Origin of the sequence: Sphingobium sp. MP9-4, from assembly GCF_005281675.1 — a bacterium.
GTDB lineage: Bacteria > Pseudomonadota > Alphaproteobacteria > Sphingomonadales > Sphingomonadaceae > Sphingobium > Sphingobium yanoikuyae.
Genome location: NZ_LUFI01000002.1, coordinates 12,263 through 31,848, shown reverse-complemented (window position 1 = coordinate 31,848; position 19,586 = coordinate 12,263). Strand labels below are relative to the sequence as shown.

Sequence of the window (19,586 nt, the reverse complement as noted above, 5' to 3'; positions counted from 1 at the left end):
TTTAGAAGACCTTCTTCAGGCTGGTGTACCAGTAGCGCGCCTGCGGCTGGTAGAGGTTCGACAGATAGCCGCCCGATGCCAGTGGCGGATCCTTGTCGAAGATGTTGCGCGCGCCGATCTGGACGGTGGTGCCGTTCAATGGGCCGTCATTCTTGAACGTATATTGGCCATAGAGATTGACCGTCGTCTGGCCCTTCACCGTCCAGGGATTGGCGGACGCATCGCGCACGCCATTTTCATAGACGCTGTCGATATATTGGGTGAAGGCGCCGATCTTCCACGGGCCGAGCGACCAGTCGAAGGTTGCCGAAAGCCGCCAGCGCGGCTGGCCATCGCGGCCGATCACGTCGCCGCCGCCCTGGATCGGCACGCCGGCATTGATCTCGCCAGCGGCCTGCCCTGCGATCACCTGCTGCACGCCCGCCGGGGCGTCGACATAATAGCTGATCAGGCGCGAGGCATTCACGTTGAGCGAGAAGGTGCCGACCGACGTCGTGGGCAGGAAATAGTCCAGATTGAAGTCGATGCCCTGAACGGTGACCGGCAGCAGATTCTGGAAATTGGCGACGACGTAGAGCAGTTCGCCGACCGGCGCGAGGCCGGTGCCGGCGACGCGGGCGATATCGTCCGCCGTGGGATCGCGGCGGATGACGTTGGGGTTGCTGCTGCCCTGGGTGCGCAGCAGATAGTCGAGGTTGAGCGCATTCTGATAGTCGAGCAGGCCCACGACATTCTTCTGCTGGATCTTCCAGCGGTCGACGGTGAAGGTGACCTTGCCCAGGCCATCGCCCAGTTTCGGCGACAGCACGGCGCCGAAGCTCCAGCTGGTCGATTCTTCCGGCTTCAGGTTCGGGTTGCCGCCGCTGCGACGCAGCACCGACACGTTGCAGACCGCGCTGGAGAAGTTGGTCGCGCGCCCGGAGCGGGCATCGGCGTCGCACAGCACATAGTCGAAGCCGCCATTGACGCGGTCGAGCGTGGAGGTGTTGATGACCTCCAGGTTCGGCGCACGGAAGCCCTGTGACCAGGAGCCGCGCAGCATCATGCCCTCCAGCAATTCCCACGATCCCGCGATCTTGGGCTTCGCCACAGACCCGACGTCGCTATAATCCTCGTAACGGCCCGCGACCTGGAAGTTCAGGCGACGGAACATGGGGATTTCCATTTCCGGGCTGAAGATCGGGATAGCGAGTTCGGCATAGGCGGACTTCACGTTGCGCTTGCCGCGCACGTCGGGGCTGGGGCTGGCACCGCCAAGGTCGGAGCCATAGAAGACGCCGGTGACCGCGTCGGTATAGGTGGTGTCGACCCCGGCAATGCCGCCCTGATAGGTGGAGCGATTGTCATGATAGGTCTCGCGCCGCCATTCGATGCCGGCCGCGACGCCGATGCTGTTGTCGGCCCACAGGCCCAGCAGATTGGCGTTCGACACCTTGAAGTCCCACAAGGCCAGCGAGGTGCGGGTCTTGCGGGTTGCCTCGATCATGAAGCTGTCGATCGTGGACTGGCTGTTGGGCGTGCAGTCGCCGATCGAGGGCGTATCGACACAGCCGCCGTTGAACGGATTATAGGCGTCGGGCGTGGTCTTGTTGATCGCCTGTTGCAGCAGCGTGTTGGAGAAATTCTCCTGCGTGTCCTTGGCCGTGGCCCAGGTGTAGAGGCCGGCCGATTCCCAGTCGAAATCGCCGATACTGCCGCGCAGGCCGCCCAGGAAACGATATTGGTAATTGGTCACGTCGACCTTGCGCGATCCCACGTCGACATAGCTGAGCGAGGTGATCTGGACCGGCAGGCCCTCGGTCGGGACCACCGAAAGGTCGAGGCCGGGCAGGCGGTTGGGCGATCCGACCGGGCCGAGCGGGTTCCAATAGGCATTGGCCGCCACGGTGATCGGGATGTTGGCGAGCGAGCCGGGCGCGCCGATCGTCGAACTGGTCTTGCCGCGATAGAAGCCGACCTCGCCGAAGAAGGAGAGGGCGTCCGACAGTTCATAGTTGATGTAGGAGAAGATGTTGATGCGCTTGACCGAAGGCTGGGCGGTCAGGTCGTCGAAGGTCGCCGGCGAATTGAAGCGCAGGTTAGAATCCGCGCCCGACATTTCCGTGGCGCCATTGCCGTCATCATAGCAGGTGTCGGGCGTGCCCGAAGCGATCCGGCAACCGGCATTGGCGCTGGGCTGGATGTGGAACTGACCCGAACTGTTGGTGAAGGCAGTGCCGTTGCTGGTGAGCGTCTGGTTGAGGAAATTGGCGCCGCCGCCGGGACGGACGACGCGGAAGGTGCCCCAGGGCGTGCTGGTGCTGGTGCCGTTCCAGGCCGCGACATTGGCGAAGGAGGTGCCGGCGACATAGCCGCGCCGATCGACGCTGGCGGTATAATCCTGGTCGCTGAGATAGAGTTTCGATTTCTGGGCATAGCCGCCGAAGATCGAGATATTGCCGCGGCCTTCGTTGAAGTCGAAGCCGACCAGGCCATTGGCGGCAAATTCGCGCAGATTGGTGCCTTCCGCGCCGCCATATTGGACGTCGAACTTGGCGCCCTTGTAATCGGACTGGAGCACATTGTTGACGACGCCGGCGACCGCGTCAGAGCCATAGAGCGCCGCCGCGCCGTCGCGCAGCACTTCGACGCGCTCGATATTGCCGACGGGAATGGTGTTGGCGTTGTAGCCGAAGGTCGGGACGCCGGAATCGACCACGCCGGTGATCGCCTGGGATGTCGGATGCAGCACGGTGCGGCGGCCGTTGATCAGCAGCAGCGTGTTGCCCTGGCCCAGGCCACGCAGCGAAACGGTCGATACGTCGCCGCGCGCGGCGTTGGCGTTGCCGCCGCCCAACACCTGTTCGTTGAAGGTGACGCCGCCCAGTTGCGGGATGGAGCGATAGAGGTCGGCGCCCGAAACGGCGGCCACGGCCTCGATCTGCTCTTCGCCGACCAGGCTGACCGGCAGCGCGCCGGCGGTATTGGCGCCCTTGATCTGGGAACCGATGACGACAATTTCCGCAGAGGCCGGTTCACCGGCCTGCGGGGCGGCTTCTGTGCTGGACTGGGCCTGGGCCATGCCGGCCGTCAACGCCCAGAGACTGGCACTGGTTAGGGCGGTGGTTAAGGCGAAAAGCGTCTTTCCTCTTTCTCTCGTCATTATTGTTCCCCTGTGTTGAAGCCTGAAGCTTCGCGCCGTTAGGCAAAGGTGCCTTTCCGGTTCAGAGATTGGGGAGGTCGGCAAATGTCGGCGCCGCACGACGCGTGCAGCGACCCATGCTTATTGATGACCGTTCAGATAGTGCATTTGCAGGCCCTCCCGAAAAACTGGAGTTCCGGCATCATCCCTTGCGTGGGAAATCGTTGCTGCTGTCGCCCTCACGACGGCAAGGCTTTTTCCGGGCACAACACCCACCATTGTGCGCGTTCATTGCGCTAGAACTGATGGGCGTGAAATTTCCACCATATGTTTCGAAATATTTTTGAAATAAAATCGGATTTACCGGCATATAGCGGAAAAATCGGGTTGGCTCGTTGTTGCGCGTATCGGCCGGCAAACGCCTTCCCTCGGGTGATGCCGGACAGGCCGAAAACAGGGGATTCCATCGATGAGCGATAACGCAAAGCAGGGGGTGACCCGGCGGGAGTTCGCGGCGTCGGCCATGGCCGGTGCGGCCTTGGTCGCGGGTGCCGGGCCGGCCTCCGCCCAGGCGGGCAATGCGCCGGCAAAGCCCGGCAAGGCGGCGATCGAGCCAACCAGATTGGTTAGCACGGGCGAAACGCTGCGGCCTGAAATCGTCGGCCAGTTCGGCATCGTCGCGGCCGGGCGTCATTATGCCGTGGCGGCGGGGACGCGAATCCTGCTGGCCGGCGGCAATGCGACCGACGCGGGCGTGGCGGCGGTCTTTGCCGCGGCCGTGACCGAGATTTCGCATTTCGGCTTTGGCGGCGAAGCGCCGACCATCATCTATGACGGCAAGACGAAGAAGGTGTCGCTGATCAGCGGCCAGGGCGTCGCGCCGGGGCTGGCCACGCCCGACAAGTTCGCCGATGCCGGCGTCATTCCGGGCAATGGCCCAAATGGCGGCACCGTGCCGGCGATGGTCGATGCGATGGCGCTCGCGCTCCAGCTCAACGGCACGATGGGGCTGCATGAAGTGATGCAGCCCGCCATCGAGCTGGCCGACGGTTTCGTCATGTATAATTTCCTGGCCGAAGTGTTCGTCAGCCAGCAGAAGGCGACGTCCAAATATAAGGACGCCTACGACGCCTATTATCCCGGTGGCCAATTGCCCAAGACCGGGGAGATTTTCCGCCAGCCCAACCTCGCCCGCACGATGCGGATCATTGCCGACGCCGATGCCGCCGCGTTCAAGAAGAGCGGCGATCGCAAGGCGGCGATCCAGGCCGGGCGCGATGCCTTCTACAAGGGGGACATCGCCCGCCGGATCGGCGCCGCGATGGAGCGGGACGGCGGCCTGATGCGCTACGAGGATCTGGCCAAGTACAAGGGCAAGGTCGAGGCGCCGGCGATGACCAGCGTCTTTGGCTATCAGGTCTGCAAGGCGGGTTTCTGGAGCCAGGGGCCGGCCATGCTGATGGCGCTCAACATTGCCGAGGCGGCCGGGATCGCGACCATGGAGCCGGGCTCCGCGCCCTATCTCCACACCGTTGCCGAGGCGATCAAGCTCGCCTTCGACGATCGCAACATGTATTTTGGCGACCCCGAGTTCGCGACGGTGCCGATGAAGGGGTTGTTGTCGAAGGACTATGCGGCGCAGCGGGCGAAGCAGATCGGCCCGCGTGCCTCGCTGGAGCATCGCTTCGGCAATCCCTGGGCATTCGAGGGCAGGGCGCGGACCACGCCCCAATTCACGCCGCATATGCTGAAAGCCCCGCCCAAGCCGACCGCCGACACGACCGCGATCGAAGTGGTGGACAAGGATGGCAACCTCTTTTCCTGCACGCCCAGTTCCGGCTGGATGCTGGGCGGCGCCTATATTGCGGGCGACACCGGCGTGCCGATGAGCAACCGCCTGACCGTGTTCGATCTTGATCCGGAAAGCCCCAATGTCCTGGTGCCGGGCAAGCGGCCGCGCACGACCCTGTCGCCATCGATGGTGCTCAAGGACGGCCAGCCCTATCTGGCGATCGGCACGCCGGGCGGCGACAATCAGGATCAGCAGATCATGAATGTGCTGCTGCGGGTGCTGGCCTTTAACCAGCCGCTCCAGGCCGCGATCGAGGCGCCGCGGATCAATTCCAATCATTTCCACGGCTCCTTCGGCATCAAGAAGGATGAGCCGGGCGTGCTGGAAATCGAGGATCGCGTGCCAGAGGCGGTGCGCGACGATCTGGCCGCGCGCGGTCACAAGCTGGACGTGCTGGGGCCGTTCGCGGTGTCGACCGGCATCGTCGCTACCGGCGTGGTGCCGGGCAGCGGTACGCTGCGCGGTGGCGCGGATGTGCGCCGCGAACGCTATATATTTGGTTGGTAAGGGGATCGATCCGATGAAATCTGCCTTCAAGCTTCTGTCGCTGGCCCTGTTGTCGGCCGGCGCCGTCCAGGCCTATGCCCAGCCCGCCAATCTGCCCCCGCCCGGCGGTGAGACCCCGATCGCCTTCGATGTGCATGAAGGCACGTCCATGGCGGTGTCGGTATCGCCCGACGGCAAATGGCTGGCGGTCGACCTTCAGGGGAGCCTCTGGATCATCCCGACCAGCGGCGGCAAGGCGAAGCGGATCACCGACTATTTCAACGATGCCCGCCAGCCGGTCTGGTCGCCCGACGGTTCGCGCCTCGCCTATTTTTCCTATCGCGACGGCAATTATGATCTCTGGACGATCAAGCCGGACGGCAGCGACATGCGCAAGCTGACCGAGGGCGCCTATGATGATCGCGAGCCGGTCTGGTCGCCCGACGGCCGGACGATCGCCTTCTCGTCCGACCGCAGCGGCAATTACGACATCTGGACGCTCGACATCGCCAGCGGCGCGATGAAGCAGGTCAGCAGCAACGGGCGCGAGGATCGCATGCCCAGCTGGTCGCCCGACGGCGCGCGCATCGCCTATTCCGGGACGGATGGCGCCAAGACCGCCCTTTATGTCACGGCCCTCGCCGATGGGCAGGAAAGCCTGTTGAAGCAGGTGCAGGGCAAGATAGATGCGCCGTCCTTCGGCCCCGGCGGCGAGCTTGCCTATGTGGTGCAGGATGCGCAGGGGAGCCGTCTCGAAGTCGATGGCAAGGCCGTCAGCGGCGCCGAGAATGTCTTCCCCTTCCGTGTATCCTGGGGGAAGGGCAGTTACTATTATGTGTCCGACGGTAAGATCCGCAGCCGCAAGGGCACCAGCCTGTCGACCGTCAACTTCGCTGCCACGCTGGAGGTGGTGAAGCCCAGCTACGCCCGCGCCAAGCGCGACTGGGATTCGACTGCGCCGCGCAAGGCGCTGGGCATTGTCCACCCGACCCTGTCGCCAGATGGCAGCCGCATCGCCTTTGCCGCGCTCGGCGATCTCTATGTCATGTCGTCCAAGGGCGGGGTGCCGGAGAATCTGACCAAGGATGGCGCGCTCGACACTGATCCGGCCTGGTCGCCCGATGGCCAGAGCCTGGTCTATACCTCCGACAAGGGCGGCGGCCTGCCACAGCTGTGGATCCGCGACATGAAGACCGGCAAGGATCGCCGGCTGACCGACATCGACACCCAGCCGCTGGGTGCCGCCTGGTCGCATGACGGCACGCGGATCGCCTATATCGATGTCGACGGGCGCTGGGGCGTTGCCGGCCTGTGCGTGGTCGATGTCGCGACCGGCAAGATCACCCGCCTTCAGGGATCGCTGGGCCAGCCCGGCAGCCCCAGCTGGTCGCCCGACGGCAAATATGTTGCCATCCCGCTATCCTACAAATATTCCAACAGCTTCCGCGAGGGCACCAACCAGGTCTACATGGTGCCGACCGATGGCGTGGGCAAACCCTTCTGGCAACTGCCCGAACCCAATATGTCGATGGATACCCGCGCCGGCGGCGGCCCTGCCTGGTCGCCCGACGGGACGAAGATGGCCGCCATCTATGAGGGGCTGCTGAAGATCTGGCCGGTGGCCGCCGACGGCAAGCCGCTGGGGCCGCCGCGCTCCTACACCTCCGACATCTCCTATTTCCCGAGCTGGGCCGGCGATAACAAGACGATCCTGTTTCAGTCGGCCGACAAGCTGAAGTCGCTCGACACCGAAACCGGTGCGATCACCGACATTCCGCTGGACCTGACCTATCGCATCGCCAACCCGACCGGGCGCACCGTCATTCATGTCAGCAATCTGGTCGACTCCGTCCATGACGTGACCCAGCATGACAAGGATATCATCGTCGACGGCCATCGCATCGCCGAAATCCGCGACCATGATCCCGCGCTTCATCAGGCGGAGCATTTCGTCGACGGCACCGGCCTCACCGCCATTCCCGGCCTGATCGAACATCATTCCCATGCCCAGAAGGATTTCGGCTCCAATCTGGAACGGGCCTGGCTTGCCTATGGCATCACCACGGTGCGCGATCCGGGTACGCAGATCTATGATGCGGTGGAGGATCGCGAGGCGGCGGAATCGGGCGTGCGCCTGTCGCCGCGCCTTTATGTCGCCGGGCCGCTGCTCGAATGGCAGCGCGTCTATTACAAGATGGGCGTGGCGGTCTCCAGCCCGGCCCATCTGGAGCGGGAATTCACCCGCATGCGCGCGCTCCATTATGACATGATCAAGAGCTATGTGCGCATGCCCGACCTGTTCCAGCGCCAGATCGTGCGTGCCGCCCATGAGATGGGCATACCGGTCAGCGGCCATGAAATCTTCCCGGCCGCCTTTTCCGGCGTGGATGGCACCGAGCATATGGGCGCGACCAGCCGGCGCGGCTATTCGCCCAAGCAGGGGCCGCAGGGCATGGCCTATGAAGATGTGATCCAGCTTTTCGGCCGCAGCGGCCGGACCCTGACGCCGACCCATTTCGGTGCGATGACGCCCTATCTGGCCAAGCATCCCGGCTACAAGGACGACCCGCGCCTCAATCTCTATCCGGTCTGGGCACGCGAAACGATCACCGAAGCCGATCCGATGGCCAGCATGCTGCGCCCGTTGCTGGAGGGGCAATATAAGAGCCTGAAGAAGATGTATGATGCCGGCACGCTGGTGACGGCTGGCACCGACACGATGATCGCCAACAATCTCCATGCGGAGATTTCCTCCTATGTCGACGCGGGGCTGACGCCGTTCCAGGCGCTCCAGACCGCGACCGTCAATTCGGCGAAGGATCTGAACCTGGATGCGGGCACGCTGGAGGCCGGGAAGCTGGCCGACATCGTGCTGGTCGACGGCGATCCGCGCGCCGACATTGCCAACACCTTCAAGGTGAAGAAGGTGATGATGAACGGCGTCATCCATGACGTGGACGACATCGTCGCCGGCGGCATGCGGAAATGATCCGGCGATTGCCGTTCGCTTTCGATTGACCTGAGCCGTCGGACTGCTGCTATGGGCGTATCCAAAGGGGCGCCATGCGAATTGTCATCATCGACGACAGCGGATTGAGAGCGACGGTCCTGGAAGAAGGGCTGCGTGAGGCGGGCTATGACGATATTCATATCGTCCCGCCCCGCGGCGCCTTCGTTGCCCGGCTGGAGCGGATGGCGCCCGATGTGGTGCTGATGGATCTGGGCAGCCCCAGTCGCGACACGCTGGAGGAGATGCTGACGGTCAGTCGTGCGCTTGCCCGGCCGATCGCGATGTTCGTCGATCAGTCCGATGATGCGATGATCGGCGCGGCGATCGATGCGGGCGTATCCGCCTATGTCGTCGATGGCCTGCGCAAGGAACGGGTGAAGCCAGTGCTGGAACTGGCGGTACGGCGCTTCAATGCCTTCGCCCGCATGCAGTCGGAACTGGACGAGGCGCGCACCGCGCTGGCCGACCGCAAGGTCATCGACCGGGCGAAATCGATCCTGATGAACCAGCGCAGCCTGTCCGAGCAGGATGCCTATGCGCTGCTGCGGTCGAGCGCGATGAACCAGGGCAAGAAGATCGTGGATGTGGCGCAGGCGCTGATTACCGCCAGCGACCTGTTGGGAGGGGGCATATGAGCGAGTTGCTGCGGATAGCCTTTCTGCCGCTGACGGACGTGGCCGTGCTGGCGGTCGCGCGCGAACGGGGCTTTGCCGAGGAAGAGGGGATCGCGCTCGATCTGGTGCGGACCACCAGCTGGGCGACGCTGCGCGACCGGCTGGTCTATGGCCAGGTGCAGGGCGCGCAGATGCTGGCGCCGCTGGCCGTGGCGGTGACGCTTGGCCTCAGCCAGCAGCCCGCCGCACTGGCCGCGCCTTACAAGCTCAACGTCAACGGCAATATGCTGGTGATGGCACCGGACTTCGCCAAGGCACTGGAACCGGACATCGCCCGGCGGCTCGCTGATCCGCTGGGCACAGCCCATGATTTCGCCGCCGCGATCGGGCTGTGGCGGCGCAAGCCGGTGATCGGTGTCGTCCACCGCTTTTCCAGCCATGCGATCATGTTGCGCTATTGGCTGGCGAGCGCGGGCATCGATCCCGATCGGGATGTCGTGCTGCGCGTGCTGCCGCCCTCGCTGACGGTCGAGGCGATGCGGGCGGGTGAAATTGACGGCTTCATCGCCGGCGAACCTTGGGGCAGCGCGGCGATCGAGGCCGGGCTGGCTGAAACCGTCGCGATCGGCGAACGCATCTGGCAGCGCGGCGTGGAAAAGGTTCTGGCCTTTCGTCAGGACTGGCTGGAGGCGAACCCGGAAACGGTCGATCGCTTGCTGCGCGCGCTCGCCCGGTCGGCCGCCTGGTGCGACGATCCGGCGCATCATGAGGCGCTTGCCGATCTCCTGTCCGACCCCCGCTATGTCGATCAACCGGCCGAGTTGATCTTGCGCGCACTGTCGGGGCGGATCGTGGCGCGCCGCGGCGACGTGCCAATCGCCAATCCCGACTTCATGCTGTTCGCGCGCGAAGCCACCGCCTTCCCCTGGCGCAGCCAGGCGCTGTGGATCTATTCGCAGCTGGTCCGCTGGGGCATGGTGGCCCATGATGCCGAAACTGCGGCGCGCGCCGCCGCCGTCTTCCGACCGGACATCTTCCGCCGGGCGCTGGCCGATAGCGGCCTGCCGATGCCCGGCGCGAGCATGAAGCTGGAAGGGGCGGTCACGACCCCGATGCCGGTCGGGGCGCATCGCGGCGACCTGACGCTTGGCCCGGATCGCTTTTTCGACGGGCGAATCTTCGACCCCGAACGGATCGAGGATTTCCTGCGGGATTCTGCGCCGCTCCGTTGAAATGAAGGGCGAATTTGTGCCTTGCAACATAATGCATTCTACGGGATAAGATAAGCGATCGCGCGACGAGGCGCGTCCAGACGAATGCGCCGTCCCAAGGGTGGGATCGCCATTCCATCCATTTTTCGCAGCAAAGCCGCTGACCGGACCACGCCATGAGTGCGCGCGTCCGGCCTGCGGCTTTTTTCGTTTCCAGTTCCATTGGTTGGGGGACGCATCATGGCTACTGCTTATTGGGACCGCGAAGGGGAGGCCGCATCGGGCCCCGCCACGACAAGCTTCTGGAAGGCCGGCCACGCGCCGACCCTGATTGCCGCCTTTCTCTATTTCGATCTCGCCTTCATGGTCTGGGTCTTGCTGGGGCCGCTGGCGCCGATGATCGCCAAGACGCTGGCGCTGACGCCCGCGGAAAAGGGGCTGATGGTGGCGACACCGACGCTCGCCGGCGCGCTGCTTCGCGTCGTCAACGGCCTGCTGGTCGATCGCATCGGCCCGAAGCGGTCCGGCGCGATCAGCCAGATCATCGTCATCGCCGGCCTGTTCCTGGCCTGGCTGATGGGCGTCAACAGCTTCGGCGGCACATTGGTTCTGGGCGTGATCCTGGGCTTTGCCGGCGCCAGCTTCGCGATCGCGCTGCCGCTCGCCAGCCGCTGGTATCCGCCCGAGCATCAGGGCAAGGCGATGGGCCTTGCCGGCATGGGCAATTCGGGCACGGTGCTGGCCTCGCTGTTCGCGCCGATGCTGGCCAAGGCATTTGGCTGGAATGCGGTGCTGGGTCTTGCCTGCATCCCGCTGTCGATCGTTTTCGTCGCCTATATGATCATGGCCAAGGATGCGCCCAATGCGCCGCCGGCCAAACGGCTGGTCGATTATTTCGAGCCGCTCAAGACGGCGGACGCCTGGTGGCTGATGGCCTTCTATGCCGTGACCTTCGGTGGCTTCGTCGGGCTGGCGGCATCGCTGCCCATCTATTTCACCGACCAGTTCGGACTGACCCCGATCATCGCGGGCTATTGCACCGCAGCCTGCGTCTTCGCCGGGTCGCTGGTACGGCCGATGGGCGGCGCGCTGGCGGATCGGATTGGCGGCGTGAAGGCGCTGATGATCGTCTATGTCGTCGCGGCGCTGGCGCTGGCCGGCGTGTCGCAGGCGACGACACTGGCCAGCGCGCTGGCCCTGTTCGTCCTGGCCATGCTGGCGCTGGGCACCGGCAACGGTTCGGTCTTCCAACTGGTGCCGCAGCGTTTCCAGGCGGAAATCGGCGTGATGACCGGCCTTGTCGGCATGGCCGGCGGCATTGGTGGCTTCTACCTCGCCAGTTCGCTCGGCCTTGCCAAGCAACTGACCGGCAGCTTCGCGCCCGGCTTCCTGATCTTCGCCGGTCTTGCCGTGCTGGCCCTGCTGGGCGTGGCGCTGGTCAAGGCGAAGTGGCGCGCCAACTGGACCAGCGGCGCCCGCATCTGAGTTGGAGAGGAGGGCGGCGGCCTCCTTCTGAGGACTGCCGCCCCGAACCACGCTCTTTCCGTCCGAGGGGGGACGATCATCCATGAAATATCTTCTCGCAACGACGGCCGCGCTGGCCGTCGCCGGGCCTGCTTGTGCCCAGCAGATCGAGCTGAAACCCGTCGCCGAGGCGCGGCTGCGCTACGAACATGTCGATCAGGATGGCCTGGCGCAGCAGGCCGATGCGCTCACCGTCCGGGCCCGCGCCGGCCTGACGGCCAGCAGCGGCGCGCTGTCGGCGACATTGGTGGGGCAGGGGACATTGGCGGTCATCGACCGTTATTTCGACGGTTTCGACAATGCAGCGACCAAGCCGCTGGTGGCCGATCCGCAGAATGTCGCCCTCTATATCGCCCAGTTGCAATATCGGACCAAGTGGCTGACCCTGACCGGCGGACGGCAGAAGATCGTGCTGGATGATGAGCGCTTCGTCGGCAATGTCGCCTTCCGCGACAATGGCCAGACCTTCGACGCGGTGCGTGCCGAACTGACCCCGGCCCAGGGGCTGAAACTGGATGTTTCCTATGCCTGGAGCGTACGCACCATCTGGGGCTTTCAGGGCAAGGGCGCGCGCCAGCAGGCGATCAGCGGCGACAATATCCTCGCCAATCTCTCCTATGCCACGCCGCTGGGTATGCTCAGCGGCTTTGCCTATCTGGTCGATCAGGACGAGGCGGCGGTGCAGGCCTATCGCCTGTCGAGCCAGACCTATGGCGTGCGCCTGGCGGGCAACCAGCCGCTCTCCAAATTTGCGAAGTTCGCCTATCAGCTCAGCTATGCCCGCCAGTTGGATTATCACCGCAATCCCAATGACTATGCCGCCGATTACTGGCTGGCCGACGCCACGCTCGACCTGCACGGCTGGAAGCTCAATGCCGGCTATGAGGTGCTGGGCGCCAGCCATGGCGCTGCGCTCACCAGCTTCCAGACGCCGCTCGGCACCAATTTCAAGTTCCAGGGCTGGGCCGACAAGTTCCTGACCACGCCCGCCAACGGCATGCGCGACCTCTATGTCGGTACCGGCTATGGCTGGAAGCAGGTAGGGCCGCTGTCGGGGGTCGCGCTAGCCGCGACCTGGCACCGGTTCGAAAGCGATCGGCTCGACCAGCATTATGGTAATGAGTGGGATCTGATCGCATCTGCGAAGCTGCGCAGGACCGCCCTGTCGGTGCGCTACGCCCATTATGATGCGCGGGCGATGGCGAGCGATACCGAGAAATTGTGGCTTCAGGCCGACTGGAGCATCTGATTGAAAAGCCATGAGAGGAATCGCTTGAGCGTTCGGGCGATTCCCCATATGCTGCACTGCAAGGGACAAGGATGTCCCGCTTCACATCGCTGCGACGGTTCAGGGTAGGATCGGCAAGGCACTAGATGATGGCAAAGCCGCCATCCAGACTCTCGGGTTTCAATCCCCGAGGGTCTGGATGGCGGCTTTTTTCTTTTCTGGAGTAACGGGGATGGACTTTCAGGACGGGATCGACCCGGTCACGCAGGATGAGGACAATGTCCTGCCGCCTTTGGGGCAAGCACGCGAGCATCTGGTCGTCATCGGCAACGGCATGGCCGGCTGCCGCGCGGTCGAGGAATTGCTGGCGCGGGATGCGGGACGCTATCGCGTCACCATCTTCGGTGCGGAACCCTATGTGAACTATAACCGCATCATGCTCTCGCCGGTGCTGGCAGGTGAAAAGACGTTCGAGCAGATCGTCATCAACGACGCCGCCTGGTATGCCGACAATGGCATCGAACTGATCGCCGGCGATCCGGTAAAGGCCATCGATCGCGCCACGAAGACCGTTTCCAGCCAGTCGGGCCGCACCATCGGCTATGACAAGCTGCTGATCGCGACCGGCTCCGATCCGTTCATTATTCCCGTGCCCGGCAAGGATCTGCCCGGCGTCATCAGCTTCCGCGACATGAAGGATGTCGACACCATGCTCGCCGCCGCTGCCGATGGCGGCAGCGCGGTGGTCATCGGCGGCGGCCTGCTCGGCCTCGAAGCCGCCCATGGCCTGACCCTGCGCGGCATGAAGGTGACCGTCATCCATCTGATGGACACGCTGATGGAGCGGCAGCTGGACGAGGCGGCCGGCTGGCTGCTCAAGACCGCACTCGAAGGACGTGGCCAGACCATCCTGACCGGCGCCAATACCGAAGCCATTTATGGCGATGGCAAGGTCGAGGGTGTGCGGCTGAAGGACGGCCGCGAAATCCCGGCCAGTCTGGTGGTGATGGCGGTCGGCATCCGCCCCGCGACCGCGCTGGCCCGCGACGCCGGCCTGGCCGTCAATCGCGGCATCCAGGTCGACGATCATATGGTCACCAGCGATCCCGACGTGCTGGCGGTCGGCGAATGCGTCGAACATGACGGCAATGTCTATGGTCTGGTCGCGCCGCTGTGGGACATGTGCCGCAGCCTCGCCGACGGCCTGACCGACCAGCCTTCGGGCTATAAGGGCTCGGTCACTTCGACCAAGCTCAAGGTCGCGGGGCTGGACGTCTTCTCCGCCGGTGACTTTTCCGGCGGCGAGGGGTGTGAGGATATCGTCCTGCGCGACGCCTCGCGCGGCGTCTACAAGCGGGTCATCGTCAAGGACGACAAGCTGATCGGCGCGGTGCTCTATGGCGATACCGTCGATGGCGGCTGGTATTTCGATCTCCTCAAGCGCGAGGAAAATGTCGCCGACATGCGCGACATGCTGATCTTCGGCCAGGCCTTCGCCTCGGGAGGGGGCGCGCTGGACCCTAAGGCGGCCGTTGCGGCGCTCTCGGACGAAGCCGAGATTTGCGGCTGCAACGGCGTCAGCAAGGGCCAGGTCGTTTCCTGCATCGCCAAGGGCGCGCACAGCCTGGATACGGTCCGCGCCACCTGCAAGGCGTCGGCCAGCTGCGGTAGCTGCACCGGCCTGGTCGAAACCCTGCTCGCGCTGACGCTGGGCGACGATGTCCAGTCGGGGCCGAAGACGATGTGCAAATGCACCAGCTTCACCCATGATGATGTCCGTCGCGAGATCGTCGCGCAGGACATGCGCTCGATCCCCGAAGTCATGCAGAAATTGAACTGGTCGACGCCGGAGGGCTGCTCCTCCTGCCGCCCCGCGCTCAATTATTATCTGCTCTGCGCGCTGCCGGGCGACTATCAGGACGACCAGCGCAGCCGCTTCGTCAACGAACGGATGCACGCCAATATCCAGAAGGACGGCACCTATTCGGTCGTGCCGCGCATGTGGGGCGGGCTGACCAACCCCAGGGAACTGCGCGCGATCGCCGATGTTGTCGAGAAGTACAACGCCCCGATGGTCAAGGTGACCGGCGGCCAGCGGCTCGATATTTTCGGCATCAGGAAGGAAGACCTGCCCGCCGTCTGGGCCGATCTCAATGCCGCCGGCATGGTGTCGGGCCATGCCTATGGCAAGTCGCTGCGCACGGTGAAGACCTGCGTGGGGTCGGAATGGTGCCGCTTCGGCACGCAGGATTCGACCGGCCTTGGCGTCAAGATCGAGCATATGACCTGGGGCTCGTGGATGCCCCACAAGTTCAAGATCGCGGCGTCGGGCTGCCCCCGCAATTGTGCGGAGGCGACGATCAAGGATTTCGGCGTGGTCTGTGTCGACAGCGGCTACGAACTGCATGTCGGCGGCAATGGCGGCATCCATGTCCGGGCCACCGACCTGCTCTGCAAGGTCGCGACCGAGCAGGAGGCGCTCGATTATTGCGCCGCCTTCATCCAGCTCTATCGCGAGGAAGCCCGCTATCTGGAGCGCACCGCGCCTTGGATCGAGCGCGTCGGCGTCGATTATGTGAAGGGCCGCATCGTCGCGGATGATGTCGGCCGAGAAGCGCTGCGCGCCCGTTTCCTCTTCTCGCAGCAGTTCATGCAGGACGATCCCTGGGCGCGTCGCGCCGCCGGCGAGGACGCCGAACTGCACCAGCATCTGGCCGAAGTCCGCCCAATGGAGACGCTCGCATGATCCCGAACACCCAAGTCGGCACCTGGCTGGACATCGGCCCCGTCGATCAGATCTCGCCCGGCAATGCCCGCACCCTGCCGGTGCGCGGCGGCGAGGAAATCGCCATCTTTCACACGCAGGACAATCAGTTCTACGCGCTGGTCAACAAGTGCCCGCACAAGCAGGGGCCGCTGAGCCAGGGCATCGTCCATGGTTCGGTCGTTGCCTGCCCGCTGCACAATTGGAACATCTCGCTCAAGACCGGCAAGGCGCTGGGCAGCGATGAAGGCTGCGTGCCCACCATCCCGCTCAAGGTGGAGGCGGGCCGCATCTTCCTGCTGCGCGAGGCGGTCATTCCCGTGCCCAGCGCGGCAAAGGCGGCCTGATGGCACAGGCGATCCGCACCACCTGCGCCTATTGCGGCGTCGGCTGCGGCATCGCCGCCACGCCGACCGGGCCGCGCTCGGTGATCATCAAGGGGGACGAGGCGCATCCGGCCAATGGCGGACGCCTCTGTTCCAAGGGCACGCATCTGGGTGAGACAGTGGCGCTGACCGGCCGCCTGCTCCACCCGATGATCGGCAAGCGCCGCGCCAATTGGGACAAGGCGCTGGATCTGGTCGCGAAGAAATTTCGCGAGACGATCGAGCGCCATGGCCCGGACAGCGTGGCCTTCTATGTCTCGGGCCAGTTGCTGACCGAGGATTATTATGTCGCCAACAAGCTGATGAAGGGCTTCATCGGGTCGGCGAACATCGACACCAACAGCCGCCTGTGCATGTCGAGCGCGGTCGCCGGCCATAATCGCGCCTTTGGCGAGGATGTGGTGCCGGCCAGCTATGACGATCTCGAGGAAGCGGACCTCATCATCCTTGTCGGCTCCAACACCGCCTGGTGCCACCCGATCGTCTACCAGCGTATTCAGGCGGCGCGGGCCGACCGCGGCACCAAGCTGGTCGTGATTGATCCGCGCCGCACCGAAACCTGCGAAGGCGCTGACCTTCATCTGCCGATCCGGCCCGGCAGCGACGTCGCGCTGATGACCGGGCTGCTCGCCTGGTGCGACGCACAGGGCGTGACTGATCCGACCTATCTGGCCGATCATGTGAACGCGCCCGACGGATTCTGGGATCATGTCCGCACCGGCCATGACCTGTGGACGACGGCCCAGGCCTGCGACCTCGACCCGGCGCTGCTGAAGGCCTTTTTCGAGCTGTTCGCGGCGATCCCGCGCACCGTCACGCTGTTCAGCCAGGGCATCAACCAGTCGATCCGCGGCACCGATCAAGTCAATGCGATCATCAATGTCCATCTCGCCACCGGTCGCATCGGCAAGCCGGGCGCGGCGCCCTTTTCCATCACCGGCCAGCCCAATGCCATGGGCGGGCGCGAGGTTGGCGGGCTGGCGTCCACGCTCGCCGCGCATATGGACTTTGCGCCGGAAAATGTCGCCCGCGTCGGCCGCTTCTGGGCTGCGCCACAGATGGCGAGCAAGCCGGGGCTGAAGGCCGTCGACCTGTTCCGCGCCATCGATGAAGGCCGGATCAAGGCCCTCTGGATCATGGCGACCAATCCCGCCGTCTCGCTGCCCGATGCCGGCCGGGTGCGTGATGCGCTGGAGGCGATCCCCTTCCTCGTCGTGTCGGACATCATCGCCGACACCGACAGCAGCGCCCATGCCCATGTCCGCCTGCCGGCCGCCGGCTGGGGCGAAAAGGATGGCACGGTCACCAATTCGGACCGCACCATCAGCCGCCAGCGCCCGTTCATGGCATTGCCCGGCGAGGCCCGGCCCGACTGGTGGATCATCACCCAGGTCGCCCGCCGCATGGGCTGGAAAAACGCCTTTGCCTATGATCGGCCGGCTGACATCTGGCGCGAACATGCGCGCCTGACCGCCTATCAGAATGAGGGGCAGCGGCTGCTCAACCTGCGCGCGCAGGCGGCGATCGGCAACGATGGCTATGACGCGATGGACAGTTTCCGCTGGGGCGAAGCGCCCTTTGCCGACGGGCATTTTCCGACCCCGGACGGCAAGGCGCGGCTGGTGCTGACGAAGCAGATGGATTTGCAGGGGCCGCTGCGTGACTGGCCGCTGACGCTCAACACCGGCCGCTATCGCGATCAATGGCACACGATGACCCGTACGGGTCTGGCGCCCAAGCTGGCGCGCCATCGTGAGGAGCCGCAGGTCGAAATCCACCCGCAGGATGCCGATGCGCTGGGCCTGGCCGATCGCGATCTGGCGCGGGTGTCGACCGCGCAGGGCAACAGCCTTTTCCGCGTCAGCATCAGCGACAGCCAGCGGCCGGGCGAAATCTTCACCCCGATCCACTGGACCGATCAGATATCGAGTGGCGGGCGTACCGGCCTGCTACCGCGTCCGCTGGTCGATCCGCATTCGGGCCAGCCCGGCTTCAAGTCGACCCCGGCCGCGGTCGAGAAGGTCTCGACCCAATGGCAGGGCTTCCTGATCCTGCGTGGGCAGGAGCCCGCAAAGCTGCCCTGCCTCTGGGCGACGCGGGTCGCGGTGCCGGGCGGGGCGCTCTATGAACTGGCCGGCAATGGCGATGCCGCCCGACTGGAAGCCTGCCTGCCCAGGGGCGAGCGGGTCGAGGCGATCGATCATGTGCGCGGCAGCCGACGGGTCGCGATCATCCAGGACGGCCGGCTGGCCGGCGTGCTGTTCGTCACCCGCACCGGCCTGTTGCCCTCGCGCGACTGGCTGATCGGCCAGTTGGCGGCCGACGATGTAGGCGCCACCGTGCTGGCCGCCCGCGGGCCGGGTAGCCAGCCGGACAAGGGCGCCACCATCTGCGTCTGCTTCGATATCGGCCTCAACCAGATCGTCGCGGCGATCCGCGATCAGAAGCTGGTCGACGTGCCTGCCATCGGCAAGGCGCTGGGCGCGGGCACCAATTGCGGTTCCTGCCGCCCCGCCATCGCCAATATCCTGGCCCAGACCTCGCAGGAGACATTGCATGCAGCCGAATGACCTCATCGCGCCGGGTGACGTCTGGCTGGTCGGTGCCGGGCCGGGCGATCCCGACCTGCTGACGCGCAAGGCCGAAAGGCTGATCCGCGCGGCGGACATCATCTTCCACGACGCGCTCGTCGGGCCGGGCATATTGGACCTCATTTCCGATCATGCCGAACGGGTCAGCGTCGGCAAGCGGTCGGGCCGCCATTCGAAGGATCAGCAGACGATCGACGAGATGCTGGTGGAGGCGGCGCTGGCGGGCAAGCGGGTGGTTCGGCTGAAGGGCGGCGACCCGGCGATGTTCGCCCGTTCGACCGAGGAAATGACGGCGCTGCGCGCGGTCGGCGTTCGCGTTCGGATCTGCCCCGGCATCACGGCGGCCAGCGCCGTCGCGGCGTCGGCGGGCATTTCCCTGTCGCTGCGCGGCATTGCGCGCCGGGTCCAGTTCGTGACGGCGCACAGCCGCCGGGGCCAGGCGCTGGATCTGGATTGGGATGCCCTGGCCGATCCGGCCTGCACCCTGGCCGTCTATATGGGACGCGAGGCCGCCCCGGAACTCAGTCGCGCGCTGATCGCTGCGGGCCTGCCGGGCGCGACCCCGGCGCTCATCACCTGCGATGCTTCGCTGCCGCAGGAACAGCAGTTGCGCACGCGCCTCGATCTCCTGCCGCTGGTGACGCAGGCTTTTGCCGATGATCGCCCGACCCTGATCCTGATCGGCGAGGCGGTGGCTCAGGCCGACATGGCCATGGCTGGCGGGACAGAGGATGTCCGACGATCGATGCTGTCGCGCTGAAGCAGTAACAGCGACGCCGTATATCCAACTGATAATATT

11 protein-coding genes are annotated in these 19,586 nt (G+C 65.0%); 10 read left to right on the top strand and 1 reads right to left on the bottom strand.

From position 1 onward, the window contains the following. Position 1: 1 nt before the first annotated feature. Positions 2–3,061, bottom strand: a complete 3,060-nt coding sequence (locus A0U87_RS01150; protein WP_234415760.1) for a TonB-dependent receptor — start codon at positions 3,059–3,061, stop codon at positions 2–4. 529 nt (positions 3,062–3,590) lie between these two features. On the opposite strand from A0U87_RS01150, the gene A0U87_RS01145 reads away from it, so the two are divergent. From A0U87_RS01145 to cobA, 10 genes are all read left to right on the top strand, one after another. Beyond that, the gene (locus A0U87_RS01145; protein ID WP_122928042.1) at positions 3,591–5,480 is read left to right on the top strand and encodes a gamma-glutamyltransferase; all 1,890 of its coding nucleotides are present in this window, start codon (positions 3,591–3,593) and stop codon (positions 5,478–5,480) included. A 13-nt stretch (positions 5,481–5,493) separates the two neighbouring features. Further along, positions 5,494–8,448 (top strand): amidohydrolase family protein, encoded by a 2,955-nt coding sequence (locus tag A0U87_RS01140; RefSeq protein ID WP_048936515.1) that lies wholly within the window; start codon positions 5,494–5,496, stop codon positions 8,446–8,448. A 74-nt stretch (positions 8,449–8,522) separates the two neighbouring features. Then, positions 8,523–9,104, top strand: a complete 582-nt coding sequence (locus A0U87_RS01135; RefSeq protein ID WP_010339138.1) for an ANTAR domain-containing protein — start codon at positions 8,523–8,525, stop codon at positions 9,102–9,104. Next, a complete protein-coding gene (locus A0U87_RS01130) occupies positions 9,101–10,315 on the top strand; it encodes a CmpA/NrtA family ABC transporter substrate-binding protein (protein ID WP_048936514.1) in 1,215 nt (404 codons plus the stop codon). The genes A0U87_RS01135 and A0U87_RS01130 overlap by 4 nt, the downstream gene beginning before the upstream one ends. Before the next feature lie 219 nt (positions 10,316–10,534). Beyond that, positions 10,535–11,779, top strand: a complete 1,245-nt coding sequence (locus A0U87_RS01125; protein WP_048936513.1) for a nitrate/nitrite transporter — start codon at positions 10,535–10,537, stop codon at positions 11,777–11,779. A gap of 82 nt (positions 11,780–11,861) precedes the next feature. Then, entirely contained in the window at positions 11,862–13,067 is a 1,206-nt protein-coding gene (locus A0U87_RS01120) for a hypothetical protein (protein ID WP_048936512.1), read from the top strand. A 211-nt stretch (positions 13,068–13,278) separates the two neighbouring features. Next, entirely contained in the window at positions 13,279–15,792 is a 2,514-nt protein-coding gene (gene nirB / locus A0U87_RS01115; protein ID WP_048936511.1) for a nitrite reductase large subunit NirB, read from the top strand. Next, positions 15,789–16,157: a nitrite reductase small subunit NirD gene (gene nirD, locus A0U87_RS01110; RefSeq protein ID WP_004212514.1), complete on the top strand. Its 369-nt coding sequence runs from the start codon at positions 15,789–15,791 to the stop codon at positions 16,155–16,157. The genes nirB and nirD overlap by 4 nt, the downstream gene beginning before the upstream one ends. Then, the gene (locus tag A0U87_RS01105) at positions 16,157–18,766 is read left to right on the top strand and encodes a nitrate reductase (protein ID WP_137405186.1); all 2,610 of its coding nucleotides are present in this window, start codon (positions 16,157–16,159) and stop codon (positions 18,764–18,766) included. Before nirD ends, A0U87_RS01105 begins: the two co-directional genes overlap by 1 nt. Continuing rightward, positions 18,753–19,547 carry a uroporphyrinogen-III C-methyltransferase gene (cobA, locus tag A0U87_RS01100; protein ID WP_048936509.1) on the top strand — a complete coding sequence of 265 codons (795 nt, stop codon included), beginning with the start codon at positions 18,753–18,755 and terminating at the stop codon, positions 19,545–19,547. The genes A0U87_RS01105 and cobA overlap by 14 nt, the downstream gene beginning before the upstream one ends. The last annotated feature ends 39 nt before the right edge of the window (positions 19,548–19,586 follow it).